Annotated in this window: 20 protein-coding genes and 1 rRNA gene; 11 read left to right on the top strand and 10 right to left on the bottom strand. The window is 37.3% G+C overall.

Features of this window, described 5'->3' with window-relative positions; all coding sequences use genetic code 11:
* Window positions 1–2: 2 nt before the first annotated feature.
* The 7 genes from rrf to mscL all read left to right on the top strand — a co-directional run bounded on the left by rrf (window position 3) and on the right by mscL (window position 5,757).
* A 5S ribosomal RNA gene (gene rrf / locus DPV81_RS04805) occupies window positions 3–118 on the top strand.
* A 122-nt stretch (window positions 119–240) separates the two neighbouring features.
* Window positions 241–750 (top strand): peptide deformylase, encoded by a 510-nt coding sequence (gene def / locus DPV81_RS04810; RefSeq protein WP_049384351.1) that lies wholly within the window; start codon window positions 241–243, stop codon window positions 748–750.
* A gap of 59 nt (window positions 751–809) precedes the next feature.
* Window positions 810–1,766, top strand: coding sequence for a methionyl-tRNA formyltransferase (fmt, locus tag DPV81_RS04815; RefSeq protein ID WP_111387043.1), 957 nt, complete (start codon window positions 810–812; stop codon window positions 1,764–1,766).
* The gene (gene rsmB / locus DPV81_RS04820; RefSeq protein ID WP_111387045.1) at window positions 1,766–3,103 is read left to right on the top strand and encodes a 16S rRNA (cytosine(967)-C(5))-methyltransferase RsmB; all 1,338 of its coding nucleotides are present in this window, start codon (window positions 1,766–1,768) and stop codon (window positions 3,101–3,103) included. Before fmt ends, rsmB begins: the two co-directional genes overlap by 1 nt.
* Window positions 3,104–3,919, top strand: a complete 816-nt coding sequence (locus DPV81_RS04825; RefSeq protein ID WP_111387046.1) for a glycosyltransferase family A protein — start codon at window positions 3,104–3,106, stop codon at window positions 3,917–3,919.
* Window positions 3,916–5,292 (top strand): Trk system potassium transporter TrkA, encoded by a 1,377-nt coding sequence (gene trkA / locus DPV81_RS04830; protein WP_070582861.1) that lies wholly within the window; start codon window positions 3,916–3,918, stop codon window positions 5,290–5,292. Before DPV81_RS04825 ends, trkA begins: the two co-directional genes overlap by 4 nt.
* A gap of 78 nt (window positions 5,293–5,370) precedes the next feature.
* A complete protein-coding gene (mscL, locus tag DPV81_RS04835; RefSeq protein WP_111387048.1) occupies window positions 5,371–5,757 on the top strand; it encodes a large-conductance mechanosensitive channel protein MscL in 387 nt (128 codons plus the stop codon).
* A 58-nt stretch (window positions 5,758–5,815) separates the two neighbouring features.
* Here the strand turns inward: mscL and ispF are convergent, their stop codons facing one another.
* The 3 genes from ispF to ftsB are packed head-to-tail and all read right to left on the bottom strand — an operon-like array spanning window position 5,816 to window position 7,250.
* On the bottom strand, window positions 5,816–6,292 hold the full coding sequence (gene ispF, locus DPV81_RS04840) for a 2-C-methyl-D-erythritol 2,4-cyclodiphosphate synthase (RefSeq protein ID WP_111387050.1): 477 nt from the start codon (window positions 6,290–6,292) through the stop codon (window positions 5,816–5,818).
* Window positions 6,289–6,972: a 2-C-methyl-D-erythritol 4-phosphate cytidylyltransferase gene (ispD, locus tag DPV81_RS04845; protein ID WP_111387052.1), complete on the bottom strand. Its 684-nt coding sequence runs from the start codon at window positions 6,970–6,972 to the stop codon at window positions 6,289–6,291. The genes ispF and ispD overlap by 4 nt, the downstream gene beginning before the upstream one ends.
* Window positions 6,972–7,250 (bottom strand): cell division protein FtsB, encoded by a 279-nt coding sequence (gene ftsB / locus DPV81_RS04850; protein ID WP_111315217.1) that lies wholly within the window; start codon window positions 7,248–7,250, stop codon window positions 6,972–6,974. Before ftsB ends, ispD begins: the two co-directional genes overlap by 1 nt.
* 250 nt (window positions 7,251–7,500) lie before the next feature.
* On the opposite strand from ftsB, the gene DPV81_RS04855 reads away from it, so the two are divergent.
* Complete coding sequence (locus DPV81_RS04855) at window positions 7,501–8,319, top strand: 5'-nucleotidase, lipoprotein e(P4) family (protein WP_111387053.1); 819 nt, start codon at window positions 7,501–7,503, stop codon at window positions 8,317–8,319.
* A gap of 67 nt (window positions 8,320–8,386) precedes the next feature.
* Here the strand turns inward: DPV81_RS04855 and fabR are convergent, their stop codons facing one another.
* Both fabR and oxyR read right to left on the bottom strand, forming a co-directional pair.
* The gene (gene fabR / locus DPV81_RS04860) at window positions 8,387–9,010 is read right to left on the bottom strand and encodes an HTH-type transcriptional repressor FabR (protein WP_014064558.1); all 624 of its coding nucleotides are present in this window, start codon (window positions 9,008–9,010) and stop codon (window positions 8,387–8,389) included.
* Between the two features lie 25 nt (window positions 9,011–9,035).
* Complete coding sequence (gene oxyR / locus DPV81_RS04865; RefSeq protein ID WP_049364684.1) at window positions 9,036–9,941, bottom strand: DNA-binding transcriptional regulator OxyR; 906 nt, start codon at window positions 9,939–9,941, stop codon at window positions 9,036–9,038.
* A 131-nt stretch (window positions 9,942–10,072) separates the two neighbouring features.
* Between oxyR and pgdx the strand changes: the two genes are divergently transcribed.
* Both pgdx and DPV81_RS04875 read left to right on the top strand, forming a co-directional pair.
* Window positions 10,073–10,798, top strand: a complete 726-nt coding sequence (gene pgdx / locus DPV81_RS04870) for a hybrid peroxiredoxin PGdx (RefSeq protein ID WP_049364685.1) — start codon at window positions 10,073–10,075, stop codon at window positions 10,796–10,798.
* A 373-nt stretch (window positions 10,799–11,171) separates the two neighbouring features.
* Window positions 11,172–13,232 (top strand): LacI family DNA-binding transcriptional regulator, encoded by a 2,061-nt coding sequence (locus tag DPV81_RS04875; protein WP_070712539.1) that lies wholly within the window; start codon window positions 11,172–11,174, stop codon window positions 13,230–13,232.
* A 2-nt stretch (window positions 13,233–13,234) separates the two neighbouring features.
* Here DPV81_RS04875 and galT read toward each other — a convergent pair whose 3' ends face one another.
* From galT to DPV81_RS04900, 5 genes are all read right to left on the bottom strand, one after another.
* The gene (gene galT / locus DPV81_RS04880) at window positions 13,235–14,284 is read right to left on the bottom strand and encodes a galactose-1-phosphate uridylyltransferase (protein WP_232087613.1); all 1,050 of its coding nucleotides are present in this window, start codon (window positions 14,282–14,284) and stop codon (window positions 13,235–13,237) included.
* A gap of 44 nt (window positions 14,285–14,328) precedes the next feature.
* Window positions 14,329–15,048 carry an MgtC/SapB family protein gene (locus DPV81_RS04885; RefSeq protein ID WP_070712536.1) on the bottom strand — a complete coding sequence of 240 codons (720 nt, stop codon included), beginning with the start codon at window positions 15,046–15,048 and terminating at the stop codon, window positions 14,329–14,331.
* 42 nt (window positions 15,049–15,090) lie between these two features.
* The gene (locus DPV81_RS04890; RefSeq protein WP_070712534.1) at window positions 15,091–16,293 is read right to left on the bottom strand and encodes an MFS transporter; all 1,203 of its coding nucleotides are present in this window, start codon (window positions 16,291–16,293) and stop codon (window positions 15,091–15,093) included.
* Between the two features lie 16 nt (window positions 16,294–16,309).
* Window positions 16,310–17,131 carry an MBL fold metallo-hydrolase gene (locus DPV81_RS04895; protein ID WP_005695075.1) on the bottom strand — a complete coding sequence of 274 codons (822 nt, stop codon included), beginning with the start codon at window positions 17,129–17,131 and terminating at the stop codon, window positions 16,310–16,312.
* 313 nt (window positions 17,132–17,444) lie between these two features.
* Window positions 17,445–17,762 carry a DUF5389 domain-containing protein gene (locus tag DPV81_RS04900; protein WP_111382918.1) on the bottom strand — a complete coding sequence of 106 codons (318 nt, stop codon included), beginning with the start codon at window positions 17,760–17,762 and terminating at the stop codon, window positions 17,445–17,447.
* 49 nt (window positions 17,763–17,811) lie between these two features.
* Between DPV81_RS04900 and DPV81_RS04905 the strand changes: the two genes are divergently transcribed.
* Window positions 17,812–18,438: a rhomboid family intramembrane serine protease gene (locus tag DPV81_RS04905; protein WP_070712531.1), complete on the top strand. Its 627-nt coding sequence runs from the start codon at window positions 17,812–17,814 to the stop codon at window positions 18,436–18,438.
* Window positions 18,439–18,454 lie beyond the last annotated feature (16 nt).

Below are 18,454 nucleotides of genomic sequence, written 5' to 3' on the forward strand. Positions count from 1 at the left end.
ATCCTGGCGGCGATAGAGCGGTGGTCCCACCTGACCCCATACCGAACTCAGAAGTGAAACGCCGATGCGCCGATGGTAGTGTGGGGCTTCCCCATGTGAGAGTAGGACACCGCCAGGTACTGAATGTGAACCCCGAGCTGAAGAGCTTGGGGTTTTTGTTTATGGAGTTTTCAATATTTTAGCAAAGCGTTGATTCTATGATACAATCACCGCCGTAATTTTAATAAAACAAGAGAAAATATGACCGCACTTAATGTATTAATTTATCCAGATGATCACCTTAAGATTGTTTGTGAGCCAGTTGCAGAAGTCAATGATGACATTCGCAAAATTGTAGATGATATGTTTGATACGATGTACCAAGAAGAAGGCATTGGTCTTGCAGCACCGCAGGTAGATATCTTGCAGCGTATTATTACGATTGATATTGAAGGTGACAAACAAAATCAATTAGTGTTGATCAATCCAGAAATTTTGGCTTCTGAAGGTGAAACAGGCATTGAAGAAGGTTGTTTATCTATTCCTGGATTCCGTGCTTTAGTGCCTCGTAAAGAAAAAGTCACGGTAAAAGCGTTAGACCGTAATGGAAAAGAATTTACGCTTGATGCAGATGGTTTATTGGCGATCTGCATTCAGCATGAGATCGACCATTTGAACGGTATTTTATTTGTGGATTATCTTTCACCGTTGAAACGTCAACGTATCAAAGAAAAATTAGTGAAATATAAAAAACAAATTGCAAAACAATAATCAAAAGTGCGGTATAAAATGACCGCACTTTTCCGATCAACGCCATAACGTAGAACATTATGAAACCATTGAATATCATCTTTGCCGGTACGCCGGACTTCGCAGCACAGCATCTTGCTGCACTCTTAAATTCTCATCACAATATTATTGCTGTTTATACGCAGCCAGATAAACCGGCTGGTCGCGGTAAAAAATTGCAGGCGAGTCCTGTAAAGCAATTAGCAGAACAGCATCAAATTCCTGTTTATCAATCAAAATCCTTATGTAAAGAAGACGCACAAGCAGATCTTAAAGCGTTAAATGCCGATGTAATGGTTGTTGTCGCTTATGGTTTGATTTTACCTCAAGCAGTGTTGGATATGCCTCGTTTAGGTTGTTTAAATGTGCATGGTTCTCTCTTGCCACGTTGGCGTGGTGCTGCACCTATTCAGCGGTCTATTTGGGCTGGCGATCAACAAACTGGTGTGACAATTATGCAGATGGATGCAGGCTTAGATACTGGCGATATGTTACACAAAGTGTATTGCGATATTGATGAGCAAGAAACCTCAACCTCGCTTTACCATAAATTAGCTGAAATTGCGCCAGCTGCATTGATTGATGTTTTGGATCATTTGGAAGAAGGGAAATTCATTGCAGAAAAACAAGATGATAGCCAAAGTAACTATGCAGAGAAACTTTCCAAAGAAGAGGCTAAATTAGATTGGTCGCTATCGGCAGCCCAGCTTGAACGTAATATTCGAGCATTTAATCCTTGGCCAATTAGTTTCCTACAATTAACTGATGAGCAGGGTAATGAACAAACCTTAAAAGTTTATGCTGCAGCCGTGTTGCCACATGTAGATAAACCAGCTGGGACGATTTTAAGTGTCGATAAAAAAGGTATCCAAATTGCCACGAAAGAAGGCGTTTTAAATTTATTGCAACTTCAGCCTGCAGGTAAGAAACCTATGTCTGTGCAAGACTTTCTCAATGGTCGAGCAGATTGGTTCCAGGTTGGTAAGGTTCTAAACTAATGGTATTTCAACGAAAAAAAACGGGAAAATCGACCGCACTTTCGGTACGCGCTATTGCTGCTCAAGTGATTTTACAGGTTTTAGATCAAGGTAAGTCCTTGTCAACGTTGCTTCCTGAAGTGCAATCGCAGGTAAAGCCACAGGATTTACCTTTATTACAGGAAATCACCTTTGGTATTTGTCGCGTATTGCCTCGTTTAGAAAATATTATAAAAAAACTATTAGATAAGCCATTGAAGGGGAAAGCCCGCATCGTGCACTGCTTGCTATTGGTGGGATTGTACCAATTACTTTATATGCGCGTGCCCGCTCATGCGGCGGTAGATGAAGTGGTGAACGCCACAAAATCATTAAAATCAGATAGTTTCCGTGGTTTGGTTAACGGTGTATTGCGTCGTTTCTTACGGGAGCAAGAGGATATTCTTGCTGTAGTAGATAAGCATTGGCAAACGCTTCATCCTGAATGGTTTGTGAATAAACTCAAAAAAGCTTATCCGAATTGGCGTGAAATTATTGAGGCGAATAACCAAAAGCCACCAATGTGGTTAAGGGTCAATCAACAGCAAAATAACACGAAAACTTACCGCACTTTATTGGAAGAGCAAGAGATAGTCTCATTTGAATGTGATAATCCACATGCTTTGCGTTTAGCACAACCACTTTCTGTCTCGAAACTACCGAATTTTGAACAAGGTGCGGTGACTGTTCAGGATCTTAATGCACAATGGTCTGCTTTATTGCTTGAGCCAGAAAATGGTGAATTAATTTTAGATGCTTGTGCGGCTCCCGGTGGGAAGACTACACATGTTTTAGATATGGCGCCACAAGCGAAGGTAATAGCGCTTGATGTGGAGGCTCATCGCTTAAAACGTGTCGAGGAAAATCTTACTCGTTTGAATCAGCAGGCGACAGTTGTTTGTGGTGATGCGACCGAGCCAGAAAAGTGGCTCTCAGAAATAGGTTTAAGTGGTGCATCCTTTGATCGTATTTTATTAGATGCACCTTGCTCAGCAACGGGCGTGATTCGTCGTCATCCGGATATTAAATGGCTGCGTCAAGAAACGGATATTGCCCAATTGGTTGCCTTGCAAGGACAAATTCTAAAAGCACTTTGGGCAAAATTGAAACCTAATGGCATTTTGCTTTATGCGACTTGCTCGGTGCTTCCCGATGAGAATAGTCAGCAAATACAGCATTTTTTAGCTGAAACATCCGATGCAGAATTAATGACATTGCCGTTTGAACAAACGGAAAATACGATTGGAATCCAATTCCTGCCACAAGAGAATGGCGGGGATGGGTTCTATTATGCAAAATTGAGAAAACGGTCAGCTTAAATGAATTTGCCTTTAATTGATGTCGTTATTCCTTGCTATAACACTGAACAAACACTTATTCGTGCAGTAGAGTCTGTGTTGCAGCAAAATAATCTTGGTCACCTTTGGCTGATTGATGATGCATCGACAGATAATACATTTGCATTAGCCTTACAGCTTGCAGAGCAATATCCAAACAGAATTTCTATCGAGCAATTGCCAAAAAATAGCGGTGTCGCAATGGCTCGAAATTGGGGCGCAATGCTCTCTGCTAAAAGTGCGGTCGATTTTGTCGCATTTTTAGATGCGGATGATGCATACGAACCTGGAGCATTAGAAGTGGCGGCGGCAACCTTTTATTTTCAGCCAGATACTTCGCTAGTGAGATTAGCGTTAAAGCCGATAAATTTAGCTCAACGGTATGCGGAACACCCTAATTTTGAGCAGGCATGGCAATATATGCGCATGACCTGCGGGGGAAATATCGTTTTCAATAAAGCTTTTTTCTTAGCGTGTGGCGGATTTCCAACACATCAATTATTTCGAGAGCTCGGCGGTGAAGATGGAGCCTTGGGCATCGCGACCACTAAAACGGCAAAAGTGGCAACATTATTTGAAGATGTAGGCGTGTTGCATTTTTGTCGTGAAGGCATGCATGCGGAACGTTTACTCGATGGCCTGTTATTTGGTAAACAAGATCCAGCGATTACAGCCGAAAAAATGGCAGAAGCTGAACAAGTAACATCGACCATTTGTCACCGTATTGAGGCATTAAAGTGCGGTCTAAATTCAGCTGAAATTGGCATCCGACCTTTGGTTGTGGAGAGAACAGAATGAAAATAATCATTTTAGGAGCAGGGCAAGTAGGCACAACACTTGCGGCAAATTTAGTGAGTGAAGATAACGACATCACACTGGTAGATAATGAATCTCAACATTTGCAGAATTTGCAAGATAAGCATGATTTACGCGTAGTTAAAGGTTCCCCTTCTTCCCCCAAGGTTTTGCGTGATGCAGGAGCCGCTGATGCAGACTTGATGGTTGCAGTAACGGCATCAGATGAAATCAATATGATTGCTTGCCAGTTGGGATATACTCTTTTCAATACCCCAACACGTATTGCACGTATTCGTAATGCGGAATATTTGCGTGAGAAAGATAAATTATTTAATGATGAAAACGTACCAATTGATCATCTGATTTCACCAGAAAATTTAGTTACGGATGAGATTACACGTTTAATTGCTTATCCAGGCGCGTTGCAAGTGGCACATTTTGCCAATAATCGAATTAGCATTGTGGTTGTAAAAGCCTATTACGGTGGCCCATTAGTGGGTTATGCGCTATCTGCTTTTAAAGAGCATATGCCACACATTGATTGCCGTATCATTTCGATTTTACGTAATGATAGATTAATTCGTCCGCAAGGTTCGACCATTATTGAGGCGGGCGATGAAATTACCTTTATTTGTGCGACGGAACACATTAAAGCGGTGATGAGTGAGTTGCAACGCCTTGAGAAAACCTACAAACGTATCATGATCGTTGGCAGCGGGAATATTGCCTCAGGTGTGGCAAAACAGTTAGAAGATAAGTATCAAGTAAAACTCATTGAGCGAGATGGAGAAAAAGCGAAAGTTTTAGCAGAAAGACTCTCTAAAACCCTGGTTTTCCATGGTGATGCTTCTGATCAAAATTTACTTTTTGAAGAGCATATTGAGAGCGTTGATGTCTTTTTATCTCTAAGTGCGGATGATGAGGCCAATATTATGTCGGCGTTACTGGCAAAACGCCTAGGGGCTAAAAAAGCCATGGTGCTTATTCAACGAATGGCATATATCAATTTGATTCAGGGCGGAACCATTGATATTGCGGTTTCACCACAACAAGCGACAATCTCAGCTTTATTAGGACATGTGCGTAAAGGGGATATCAAAAATGTGGCCTCTTTGCGTCATGGTACCGCGGAAGCCATTGAACTTGTTGTGCATGGCGATGCGACAACATCCAATGTGGTAGGAAGACAAATTGGCGATATTAAGCTTCCAGTTGGAGCGATGATTGCGGCAATTTTACGTAAAAATGAAGTAATCATTGCTCGTCGCCAGGTTGTTATTGAAGAAGGCGATAATGTGATTGTTTATATTAATGACAAGAAATCCGTGTCAGAAATTGAAAAATTATTCCAACCAAGTGCATTTTTTATTTAAATAACAGTTTACTTTTTAATCTGAAAACCTATAATACGCACTCTTTTAATTTTTTAAACCAACACAAAAGGAAATTTTATGAGCTTTCTTAAAGAATTCCGCGAATTCGCAATGCGCGGCAACGTAGTAGATATGGCAGTCGGTGTGATCATCGGTGGTGCTTTTGGTAAAATCGTAAGTTCACTTGTCGGTGACGTAGTAATGCCTGTATTAGGTATTTTAACAGGTGGCGTGGATTTCAAAGATTTGAAAATCACGTTAGCTCAAGCTGTAGGTGAAACTCCAGCAGTAACCTTAAACTACGGTGTATTTATTCAAAACGTTTTTGATTTCATCATCGTTGCATTTGCAATCTTCATGATGATCAAAGGTATCAACAAAGTGAAAAAACCAGTAGAAGAAGTAAAAGGTCCTTCACAAGAAGAATTACTTACTGAAATTCGCGATTTATTAAAAAAACAATAAGAATTTAATTCAAATGAAAAAGGTTGGTATTTTACCAACCTTTTCTTTTACCTAAAATTTAAGCTTTTAATAATAATGCGACAGCCTCGCAAGCAATGCCTTCACTTCGACCTGTAAAGCCAAGTTTTTCTGTTGTGGTTGCTTTCACGTTGACTTGCTCAATATCACAATGTAAATCTTCTGCAATCTTCGCTCGCATTGCATCGATATGAGGACGCATTTTAGGGGCTTGAGCAATAATGGTTACATCCACATTACCGACCTTATAGCCTTTTGCTTGTACTTGGCGGAATGCTTCTCGTAATAAAACACGGCTATCTGCATTTTTATATTGCATATCGGTATCAGGGAAGAGTTTACCAATATCACCTAATGCTGCTGCACCTAATAAGGCATCCGTTAAAGCATGTAAGGCGACATCACCATCAGAATGGGCAATAAACCCAGTATGGTAAGGCACTTCAACGCCACCAATAATTAAAGGGCTGTCTTCACCAAAGGCATGAACATCAAACCCATGTCCAATTCGTATCATAGAATTTTCCTTGTTAAATAAAATTCGGCTAAAGCTAAATCTTCTGGACGCGTGACTTTAATATTATCACTTCGTCCTGAAACTAAGTGCGGTTGAAATCCGGCAAGTTCCATCGCAGAGGCTTCATCTGTAATATTGGCGCCTTGAGAAAGCCCCTGTTTAAGTGCATTTCTTAATAGATCGCAACGGAAAAATTGAGGCGTCTGAGCTAGCCAAAGTTCGGAGCGATCTTCTGTTTTAATAATATTTTGTTGTTTATTCGCGCGTTTAATCGTATCGACCGCTGGAATAGCTAAAATAGCACCTTGCTCATCATCGATTTGGAGCAATTTATCTAAATCTTGATGTGTTAAACAAGGTCTGGCTGCATCATGCACCAACACCCAAGCATGGTCATTTTTGATTGCGTTTAGTCCATTTAGAACTGATTCAGCGCGTGTTTCTCCCCCTTCAACAAGGGTGATGTTTTGATGAGGAAATAAAGTCATTTCAGAAAGATAGGGATCATTTTTTCCTACTGCAAGAATAACGTGATTGATTGCAGGGTGGGATAAAATGACAGAGAGTGTATGTTCCAGAATCGTCTTGTCTAGGATTTTCAGATATTGCTTAGGTTTGTTTGCCTGCATACGGCTTCCAACACCCGCAGCAGGAATGACGGCAATAATTTCACGGTTCATTATTTATGCTCTTTGACGATGTGATAGAACACTTCGTTTGGTTTGACCATGTCATGGCTCATGCGTGCACGCTCTTCAATCGATTCAAAGCCTTTTGTTAATCCTTGAATTTCTGCAGAAATCATTTGATTTCTTTGTGAGAGCTTTTCATTTTCAGCTTTATTCTCTTTGATTTGAGCTGCGACATCTTTGTAATCAAAATATCCGTTTTTACCAAACCAAAGATCGTACTGAAATAGCACGAGAACACCCACTAAAATTCCAATGAAAAGACGCATAAATTACCTATTATTTCTGAAAACTTGGGATAGTTTACCGTGAAATACAGCGAAATGCGATGAAAAAGTGCGGTTAAAAATAAGATGATTTTTGAAGTGATCTTATTCGGCTTATCAGGTAACTTAAAACTTAAAAATGTGATCTCTCTCACAAATCAGTTATAAAGTTTGATAAACCCATAGTCACTGCCCGAATAGGCTTGTTATACTTTTACCTGTCATTATGACTTTTTAACAGAAGGAACAATCAATGAAAACAACATTAAAACTTACCGCTATTGCAGCGATGTCAGCATTTATTTTAACTGGTTGTGCGACTCAAGATAAGAGTGCAGAAGCGGATGCGCAGCTTCAACAACAAGCGGTATTAGGTCTTAACTGGATTCAACAATCAGGTGAATACCAAGCCCTTTCTTACCAAGCATACAATGCGGCAAAAGTGGCATTTGATCACGCTAAAGTGAAAAAAGGTAAGAAAAAAGCTGTTGTGGTGGACTTAGATGAAACCATGTTAGATAACAGCCCTTATGCAGGTTGGCAAGTTCAAAACAATAAACCATTTGATGGCAAAGACTGGACTCGTTGGGTAGAAGCTCGTCAATCAGGTGTGGTACCAGGTGCAGTAGAATTCAATAACTATGTAAATACCCATGGCGGTAAAATGTTCTATGTTTCTAATCGTAAAGACAGCAATGAAAAAGCAGGTACGATTGATGACATGAAACGTTTAGGTTTTAATGGTGTTGAAGATTCAGCGTTTTACTTGAAAAAAGATAAATCACCAAAAGCAGCACGTTTTGAAGAAATTGAAAAACAAGGTTATGAAATCGTCGTTTATGTGGGTGATAACCTAGATGACTTTGGTGATGCGATCTACGGCAAACAAAATGCAGAACGTCGTGATTTCGTTGCACAAAACAAAGCGAAATTTGGTAAAACATTCATCGTTTTACCTAACCCGAACTACGGCGGTTTTGAAGGTGGTTTAGCAAAAGATTACTTCAAAGGTGATTCAAGCAGCAAAGTGAAAGCACGTTTAGATGCGATTAAAGCTTGGGATGGTAAATAATCTCCTGTTTTAAATAAAGCAACACCCGCAGAGATGCGGGTGTTTTGTTTTAGTCGAAAAGTGCGGTTTATTTTCGCATCATTTTTTCTTTATGCGCGGCGAAATCGCCACCTTTGGCAAGCATACGAAGTTGTAAGATAACACGCTCTTTGAGCAAATCTTGTTCAGCTTTAGTCATATCTAAGGCATTGGAGCCTGCTGTGAATACGATGGTTACCATGCCTTCTGCCTGAACATAAGAGACATATTGAGAGTAGTGATTTTTCTTCGCAATATATTCGGCCAATTCATCGACAAAGTGTTTGATTTCGCGGGCAGCTGCGGTACGGAAAGCTTGAGAAGTCCCCGAACTTTCACGTAAGAGCAAACGGAACACGTTGGTGCTGTGAGTGATAAATTCAAAAAAGGTTTCCACGGATACGCGGATCACACTACCACCTGCATCAATACGCTTACGAGCTTGGCGCATTAATTGACGGAGGGTTAAACCTGCTTCATCTACCATTTCTAATCCGAGCTCATCCATATCGCTAAAATGGCGATAGAAAGAAGTTGGTGCTATGCCTGCTTCACGCGCAACTTCACGTAAGCTTAAATTAGAAAAGCTTTTTTCTGCACTCAACTGATTGAACGCTGCGTCAATTAAGGCTCGACGGGTTTTTTCTTTTTGAATTGCTCGAACGCCTGCCATTTGGTTTTCCTCAGTCTATGATGAATTATTTTTTATTCGCTAAAATTGATTTAACTTGTTCACTGATCGCATTTGCAACGCGTTCGTAACGATTACGTAATGGTGAGCCTGGGCGGTAAACAAGCGCAATAGTACGAGCGGGTTCTGGTGAATGACAAGGAATATATTTTACGCCTTTACGCGTGCCTTCATTTAATACAGCAAGTTCTGGCATAAAGGTAATACCGGCATTGGCTGCCACCATATTACGTAAGGTTTCTAGACTCGTTGCTTGGAAGTGAGAGTCCTCTTTCGCTCCTGCCGTAAAACAATAATCTAACGCTTGATTACGTAAGCAGTGCCCATCATCTAACATGAGCATTTCTTGACCTTTTAGGGTGTTCATGGCAATTTTGCTTTCTGAAGCCCATGGATGTTCTTCTGAAACAGCGAGTAACATTTTTTCATCAAAAATGGGTACTTCGATAAAGGCTTCAGTTTCGGGGACACGAGCCACAATCGCACAATCTAAGCGACCTGTTTCTAATTGTTCTAATAATTGATGCGTTTGAGCTTCGTAAAGAAATACTTCAAGATCAGGGAAAGTTTCTTTTAATGTTGGTACAATGTAAGGAAGTAGATAAGGGCCAACAGTAGGGATGAGTCCAATGTGTAATGGACCGGTCATTTCTTTACCTTGATTGCTTGCCATTTCTTTGAGTAATTTTACTTCACGTAATACAGTGCGAGCTTGCTCAACAAGCAACATACCTGATTGCGTGAAAAGCACTTTACGGCTAGTACGTTCAAGTAAAATAATGCCTAACTCATCTTCGAGTTTGCGGATTTGACCACTTAAAGTCGGTTGGCTAACATTGCAAGAATCCGCTGCACGACGGAAATGTTTGAATTCAGAAAGGGCAACTAAGTATTCTAAATCACGAATATTCATAGGGTTCTCACTTTATAGAATATGTCAATTAAAAGGATAGAATTAATTGATTGTAACTATATCACAAAACTTTCTATAATGCCTATCAAGTTTTTAAGGCAAATTCATTTAACTAACAGAGGAGACACATTATGTCTAATATGGAAGGAAAAAAAGTCCCACAAGTTACATTTCGTACTCGTCAAGGTGATCAATGGGTTGATGTGACTACATCTGAATTATTTGATAACAAAACAGTTGTTGTTTTCTCATTACCGGGTGCGTTCACGCCAACTTGTTCATCATCTCACTTACCACGTTATAACGAGCTTGCGCCCGTTTTCAAACAACATGGTGTAGATGATATTTTAGTTGTATCAGTAAATGATACGTTTGTGATGAATGCGTGGAAAGAAGCTGAAGAAGCACATAACGTAAAATTCATTCCAGATGGTAACGGTACCTTCACTGAAGGTATGGGCATGTTAGTTGGAAAAGATGATTTAGGTTTTGGTAAACGTTCTTGGCGTTATTCTATGCTTGTGAAAAATGGCGTAGTTGAAAAAATGTTTATTGAACCAAATGAACCAGGCGATCCATTTAAAGTATCAGATGCAGATACCATGTTGAAATACATTGCACCAAATTACCAAGTGCAAGAATCAATTTCAATCTTCACTAAACCTGGTTGCCCATATTGTGCGAAAGCAAAACAACTTTTACGCGATAAAGGTTTAAGCTTTGAAGAAATCGTATTAGGTCACGATGCAACAATCGTGAGTGTACGTGCAGTTTCTGGTCGCTCAACTGTGCCACAAGTATTCATTGGTGGTAAACACATCGGTGGTAGCGACGATTTAGAAAAATACTTTGCATAATTGATTGCAGGTAGGAATTTTTTATATTTTTGATTATTAGGAACATAATGTAAAAGGGAGCGAAAGCTCCCTTTTTTGTTTTTTATCATAAGGATATAAGTTTTATATGATATTAGTAGAAGGAAATTATCATAGAATCTTTAAAAGTGCAGTTATATTGAGCGATATTTTTTATTCAGTTGTATAACTATATAGTTGAGCAAACGGCATGCCAAAATCATATTTATTAGGTGTTTAGCAGAAAGGATTAGCCTTTGACTAGAATACTACTTGTACTACTTAGATTTCATTCATATCCAAATTCTGAAAGCGTTGATGATTTTTATGACTTGATCCCCTACAATACAAGTTAAACAATCAGGAGTAGAGAATTATGGCGACGATAAAAGATATAGCGAAAGAAGCTGGAGTGTCGTTAGGTACTGTTTCCAATGTGCTAAACAAAAAGCATAACGTCAGTTTGGAAAAAATTAATTTGGTAAACGATGCAATAAAAAAACTGGGTTATCAGAAAAATATTCAAGCTAGTTTTTTAAAGTCTGGCGGAAGTAATCAGATTGCAGTTATATTTCCTTCTATCTCATCACCTGAATATTATTTACTTTATGAATCTTTAGAAGGGTATTTTTCTCAGAAGGGTTATCAATTAAATCTTTATTTAACTGATAATAATCCAAGTAAAGAGCGTTTGTTTCTCGAGAAAATTTCAGGTGAGAATACTACATTTGTGATTGTTGTATCTTGTTTACCTGATGCAAATGAATATAAGCAATATTTTGATATTGAATTAGTTAAAATTATCTTTCTTTATAGAGAGATAAAAAATGCCAAATATTATCTTGGGCTTGATTATGAATCTATTCTAACTAATGTTGTTAAGGAAGCTAAAGGAAATGGAGATAAGCGAATTGGTATTGTTTCAAATCAAAAGTATAAAATAAAAGAAGCTGTTGAATTAGTTTATTGTTTTTTAAAACATCCATTTGAAGTTGTGAAATTTATTGAGGATGAGCATCTTTCTTCAATTGTTACGCTAAATATTTTGCATGCTGAAGAGATTTATAATGCATTTTACTTTTGTAATCAATCCCCTCCAAAAATTTATACGATTAATCATCAATTTAGTCATGATGAGAGGTTCATTTCCTATTATATTAGTTATGATTTTATTGTTAGGAACATTATTCATATTATAGAAGGTGAATGTCTTGAGTTATTTTATCAAGATAAGGGGTTTTTATTTAAAAAATCAGATATATTGCATAGTTCATTGCGTATTTTAGCAATATCGAGCCCTTCTATTGAGGCGTTAAAGAAAATACTCCCACATTTTAAACGGCAAACAGGTATTCAAGTACAGATTGATACAGTACCTTTTGTCAGTATTTCCGAAGTTTTGACGAATCCAAAACAAGCTAAACAATATGATATTGTGCGTCTTGATATGGAGCGTTTACCGCTATTGGCCAGTTATCTTCAACCATTTAATTTTATTCAGCAAGAAGAACTAGCTTCTCACTATTCTAATAATTTGATTAAACGATTTTGTTTGGTTAATGACCAGCTCTATGCAATTCCATTTGATCCGAGTATTCAGGTTCTATTTTATCATAAAGCCATTTTTGACGATATGATTACGCAGCGGCTTTTTTATGAACAATATAAGACTGATTTAATGCCTCCAAGAACATTCGAGGAGTTTAATCGTATTGCACGTTTTTTTGACCATAATCTTATGCTTAAGTCACCTATTCGTTATGGAACAGCATTAATTGATAATCCTGAGATTCTAGCACTTGAATTTTTAGTTCGTTATTACTCGTTAGCAAACAAGCCAATTCTTGCACAGGATGTATCGGCATTTAGTAGAGAAATTGCATTTTGTGTCTTAGAAAATTTAGCAGAGTTAAAAGATAATGCGGTATTGTTACACGGCAGTTGGTGGGATAAAGCAGTAGAATGTTTTGAGAAAAAAGAAACAGCAATGTTAATGATTTATTCCAATCATTATTCTCATTTATCTCACAATATGCCGAGTTCAATTGGTTGTGCACCAGTGCCTGGAAATATGCCTCTTATTGGTGGAGGAAGTTTAGCAATAGTGAAAGGATGTGAAAAATACGAAGAAGTGCGGTTGTTTTTTGAATGGTTTTTAAATGATGAAATACATGAACGTTATGTTCGTCTTGGTGGTGTTTCGGCAAGGAAAAATGTATTAATGAATCAAGCATTGATTAGACAGTCTCCTTGGATTTCTCTAATTGAGAAAATAAATTTTAATGGTGTTCGTGAAAATGTGGATGCAAAAGGTCATGCTATTGATTTGGTGAAAATTGAAAAGCAAATCGGATTAATCCTTTTTGCTTTTCTTAATAATCAATTTAATACAGATGTTGCAGTTGAAAAAATAGCGAATATTTTTCGTAATATCTAGCTTTATAGATATTCTTTATAATGTTTAGTATCGCTTACAGAATTCAAGCGTTCAGCAGCTTGTTCAGGCGTTAGATCACGTTGATTTTCCGCCAGCATTTCGTAGCCTACCATAAACTTACGAATGGTTGCTGAACGTAAAAGTGGGGGATAGAAGTGAGCGTGTAACTGCCAATGAGAATTATCCTTACTATTAAATGGGGCGAAGTGGAAACCCATAGAATAAGAAAAACTTATTTTGAATAAATTATCGTAACGAGTTGTGAGTTTTTTTAATACAAGAGCTAAATCTTCACGTTCTGTCTGGTTTAATTCTTCAATCGATTTAAATTGTTTCGATTTTGGAAGTAATAAGGTTTCAAAGGGCCAGGTTGCCCAATAAGGGACTACGGCTACCCAATCCTCAGTTTCAGCTACGATGCGTTCACTTTTTTCTAATTCACGTTTTACATAATCAAGTAATAATTGTGTTCCATATTTTTGATAGTATTCTGCTTGGTATTTATCTTCAATTATTATTTCATTTGGTAAGAAATTACTTGCCCAAATTTGACCATGAGGGTGTGGATTTGAACATCCCATTATTGCACCTTTATTCTCAAAAATTTGAACCCATTGATAACGTTGTTTTAGTTCATAAACCTGTTCTTGCCATACTCGGATAATCAGTTCGATTTCAGGTATGGTAAGTTGTGGCAGTGTTTTACTGTGATCAGGTGAAAAGCAAATCACTCTACTTTCACCTTGCGTAGTCGAAATTTTGAATAGAGGGTCATCATTTTTTTCATGGGAGGGGGTATCACTAAGTAAAGCAGAAAAGTCATTTTTGAACACAAAAGGTTTGGTATATATTGGGTTCAATTCGCCAGTGATACGTTTATTACCAGGACAGAGATAGCATTCAGGATCATAGCTTGGTTTATTATCATCAATGACTTCTTCCTGTTGCCCTTGCCATGGTCGTTTGGCACGATGGGGTGAGACTAAAACCCATTGATTTTTTAAAGGATTAAATCGACGGTGTGGATGTTCAGTTAAAATAAATGTACTCATAATATATTCTCTTTTATAAATAATTAATCTGAATAGTTTTTGAATTAAGCATAATTCATTTCAATATCACGAATATCATGGAGATTTTTAAGATATTGATAAATTTCTAAATAAGAATTTCTATCAGTAAGGTTTGCTGAGATTGATAATATAGTACAATTTTGCGATTGCTCTTTAATGTTAATGCTATCAATATCACATTGGTGATTTTCTAGGTCATTAATTACGCGTTCTATATTATTGTTTAATACTTTTAAAATAATGGTTGCTCGATTATTCGTCTGCTTTTTAGGTACAATAAGTTTTAAATAATGGCTGTATTTTAATGTGAGTAAAATTACTAAAGCTACTGCAATGGCATCACCATAGAATCCTGCACCAATGGTTATGCCAATGCCTGCGGAGCTCCAAATCATTGCCGCAGTAGTAATACCTGAAACAACATCATCGCTTTTGTGTAATATAACACCTGAGCCAATGAAACCAATACCACTAATCACTTGAGCAGCAAGCCGCATTGGGTCTGTACGGATATTGTTAGAAAGAGAGGCGTAATATTCGGCCGAATGAATGGATACAGTAGTTAGAATGCAAGTGGTAACTGCAATAATAATACAAGTTTTAATTCCCACTGGTTTTCGCTTACTTTCTCGCTCAAATCCAATCATTCCTCCTAATAATGCAGCAAATAATAATTTTATCCAGGCAGATAGATGATAAATATCGGATAAATTTTGTTGTAAAAAGTCTAAAGAAAGCCACATAACTTTTCCTAAAAGGGTGCAAAGTTGCACCCTATCATTTTATTATTTTTTAAATTCTTCTGTATCTTTAAAGAAGATCCAGAATAAAATTCCAACAATTAAGGCGACAACGGCAGGGTATAACCAGAATTCAGACCATTGTGGGGCTGCAAGTGGCATGCTTTTTTCGGTGACAACATGATTATTAATTGCCCCGATAACAGAGGATGCCATAAATACACCAAATCCATTAGAGACTATAAAACGTAACCCCTGTGCTTGGGCTTTAATGCTTTCATGGGCTTTAGAATTCACATATACATCGCCTGCAGTAAAGAAGAAGTCCCAGCAAACTCCTTGTAATAATAAGCCAATAAGAATATATGTGAAATAATCATCAGAAGTAGCAGCATGAGAGAAAATAAACATTCGGATAACCCATCCAATAATACCTAGCATGATTACTACTTTAAAACCAAATTTTTTCAGCATGCTGACTAGTAAGACCATAAATAGAACTTCTGCACCTACAGCAATTTGCATCATATTAGCTGAGTTCATATCCAAAACTTTTAAATAGACTGGAATATAGGCACTATAAGCTGTTTTGGTAATCATGAGAACAAATGTTGCCAACATAAAGATTGTAAAATAGCGATCTTTAAAGAGAGACAGAGCATCTAAGCAGAAAATAGTACGAAGATCTAATTTTGAACCTTTAGCTGTTGGTGGTGTGTTTGGTAATGTAAGGCAATATAGTCCGCAAATAATTGCTGAAATTGCAGCTACTTTAAAGACAATCACATTATCAAAAATCTTGTAATAACCCATAATGAGGCCAATTACAATAAAACCGATATTGCCGAATACTCGGATATATGGGAACAGTTTTTGTTCTGAAATATGGTGAAAGGCAATGCTATTGGAGAGTGCTGTGGTTGGATAGTATAGCAAACCAACAATGAAAATAATGAATAAAAATGCTGTGACATTACCTTCTAAAATATAAGTAGGTAGTAGCAACATAACTAAGCCATTTAAGATGTGTAAAATTGAAATTACTTTTTGTGAAGCAAAGAAGCGATCGGCAATCATACCAATAAATAATGGCGAAATAATTGTTGCGAGTCCCAGTAAAGAATAAGTTGTTCCAATACTTTCTTTCATATTGTAGGTAGCAAGTACAGCTCCGATAGTCATATTCCAAGCACCTTGCACAAAATATTGCATAAACATCATCACGAAAAGACGGGGAATTTTAAACATGATCCGTTCTCCTAATTTAAATATTTTTAATTAATCCATCATAGGCGACTTCAATTTGGTGAGGTTTAAAAATTTCTACCAAACTTTGATAATCAAACCCGCAACTATGAGAATGATGAGATGTTAGAATTTGTGTTTGTTGTGATAAATTATTGTTCTCCTTGAATTTTTGTTTCATATTGATTACGGTTTCAATACTCATATGATTATTGGTTTTGTCATTTTGACGATAGCCATATGTACACTCTAATACGATTAAATCGATTTTTTTATTTTCTAACCAGTTCCATGTTAAATCTCCATAATAGCCAGAGTCATGTCCGTATAGCAGTGTTTTGCCATTTTTCTCAATAAAATAGATATAGCACATTTCCCATTTTTCATGATTAGCGATAAGTGGAGTAATTTTTGCACCGCTGCTAGTAGTAATGGTGACAAATGGAATAAGAATAGAAAGATTAAAACGATCTGGAGTCAGATCAACAATGCCATTTAAACAGCCGTTAATTGCTTTATCGCTACCGTATATGTACATAGGATGTTCAACATTGAATGCAAAATTTCTTACACGATTATGTAGTTCTCCTACATTAAAATGATCAGGATGAGTATGAGTGATGAGTAAATCTTTAATTTTTGTTACATCAATATGATTTACATTGGCTTGATGAAAAAATTCAGGAGAAATATCGATTTGAATTTCATCATCAATAATTGCAGAAGAACGAGTTCTTACATCACGTCCTCCTGTTTTCCTAACTTGTTCGCATAACTCACATTTACAATAAGGGTTTGGAATGCCTTCTGAGGCACCGGTACCAAGAAAGTGTAGTTTCATTGCAGGTCTCCTATTTTGAAACGTATTAATATTTCAGGTTAATTATTGATCTTTTTATTGAAACGTTTCAAACTAAGAATGTTTGTTTTGTGATAGCTGTCACAAAATATTTTTATCTTCTGTTAGTGTAATAAAATGTGATTGGTTTAATTTATACTAAAAGATGATTTATTGATGATATCTGGAAGGGGTTATGGCGGTTAAGTGTAGTTAAAATCTACAGGGTTTTTAAGTTATATTTTTGATTATTAGGAACATAATTTAAAAGGGAGCGAAAGCTCCCTTTTTTGTTGTCTATTGTCTTGTTATGTTCTTAAGCGTTAAAACCAATGTAGCAAACTGAGATTAAAACGACATAAAAAATGATCGCACTTAACAGTAATAATTTTACGGCGAGTTTTGGTTTATGTTGATGCAATTTATAAAGTAAACGCGCAATTAAGACTAAAACAAAGGGATAAACCCAAAAGATAATCGAGAAAAGATCGATCTGAAAGTCGCTCAGTGTAGGGTTTTTCACAAAAGCAGTGGAAAGCAGAGAGGCCATAGGCCACAGTAAAATGGGTAAACAAAATGCCGCAAGTCCCCAAGCGAAGCCACTAAATCCTGTCGGCATAGTTTGTTTTTTCATAATGAACCTTATATGATGAACAAAATTAAATGAAAAAGGAATATAGCAAATGCAGCCTTTATTTGGTAGCGAAACTGATGGGATTCAAGAGAGAAAATTGGTGAAACGTCTATTAAGAAAGAAAAAAATTACGTTTATTTTGACCGCACTTTGTGCGTTGATTTATCTCTTGCAGAATATCGGATTTGAAGAGCCAATTATGGATTTATTCCATTATCCGGCTTATTCTTGGGAAGATCAGGAAGTATGGCGCTATTTCACTCATGCTATTGTTCATTTGTCGGTACCGCATATTTTATTTAACCTTTCGTGGTTTTGGTTATTTGGTGGCGCGATTGAACGCCGATTTGGTTCTCTCCATTTTTTATTATTAGTTTTAGTCTCAGCTGCAGTGAGTGGCGCTGTACAGAATTATTTTACCGGTCCCGCCTTTTTCGGGCTATCTGGTGTGGTTTATGCCGTGTTAGGTTATGTGTTGGTGGTGGACAAATTGCACCCGCATAGTTTTGACTTACCAGAAGGCTTTTTTACAATGTTACTGGTAGGGCTTGTATTTGGCTTTATTAGTCCGCTTTTTGGTATTAATATAGGGAACGCTGCTCACATTTCAGGCTTTATCTTAGGATTGGTTTGGGGATTTCTGCAGAGTAAAATTAGAGCTAAATCGTTTAGCTAATTCAAATTTATAGGCA

It is taken from the genome of Haemophilus parainfluenzae (assembly GCF_003252795.1).
Taxonomy (GTDB): Bacteria; Pseudomonadota; Gammaproteobacteria; order Enterobacterales; family Pasteurellaceae; genus Haemophilus_D; species Haemophilus_D parainfluenzae_K.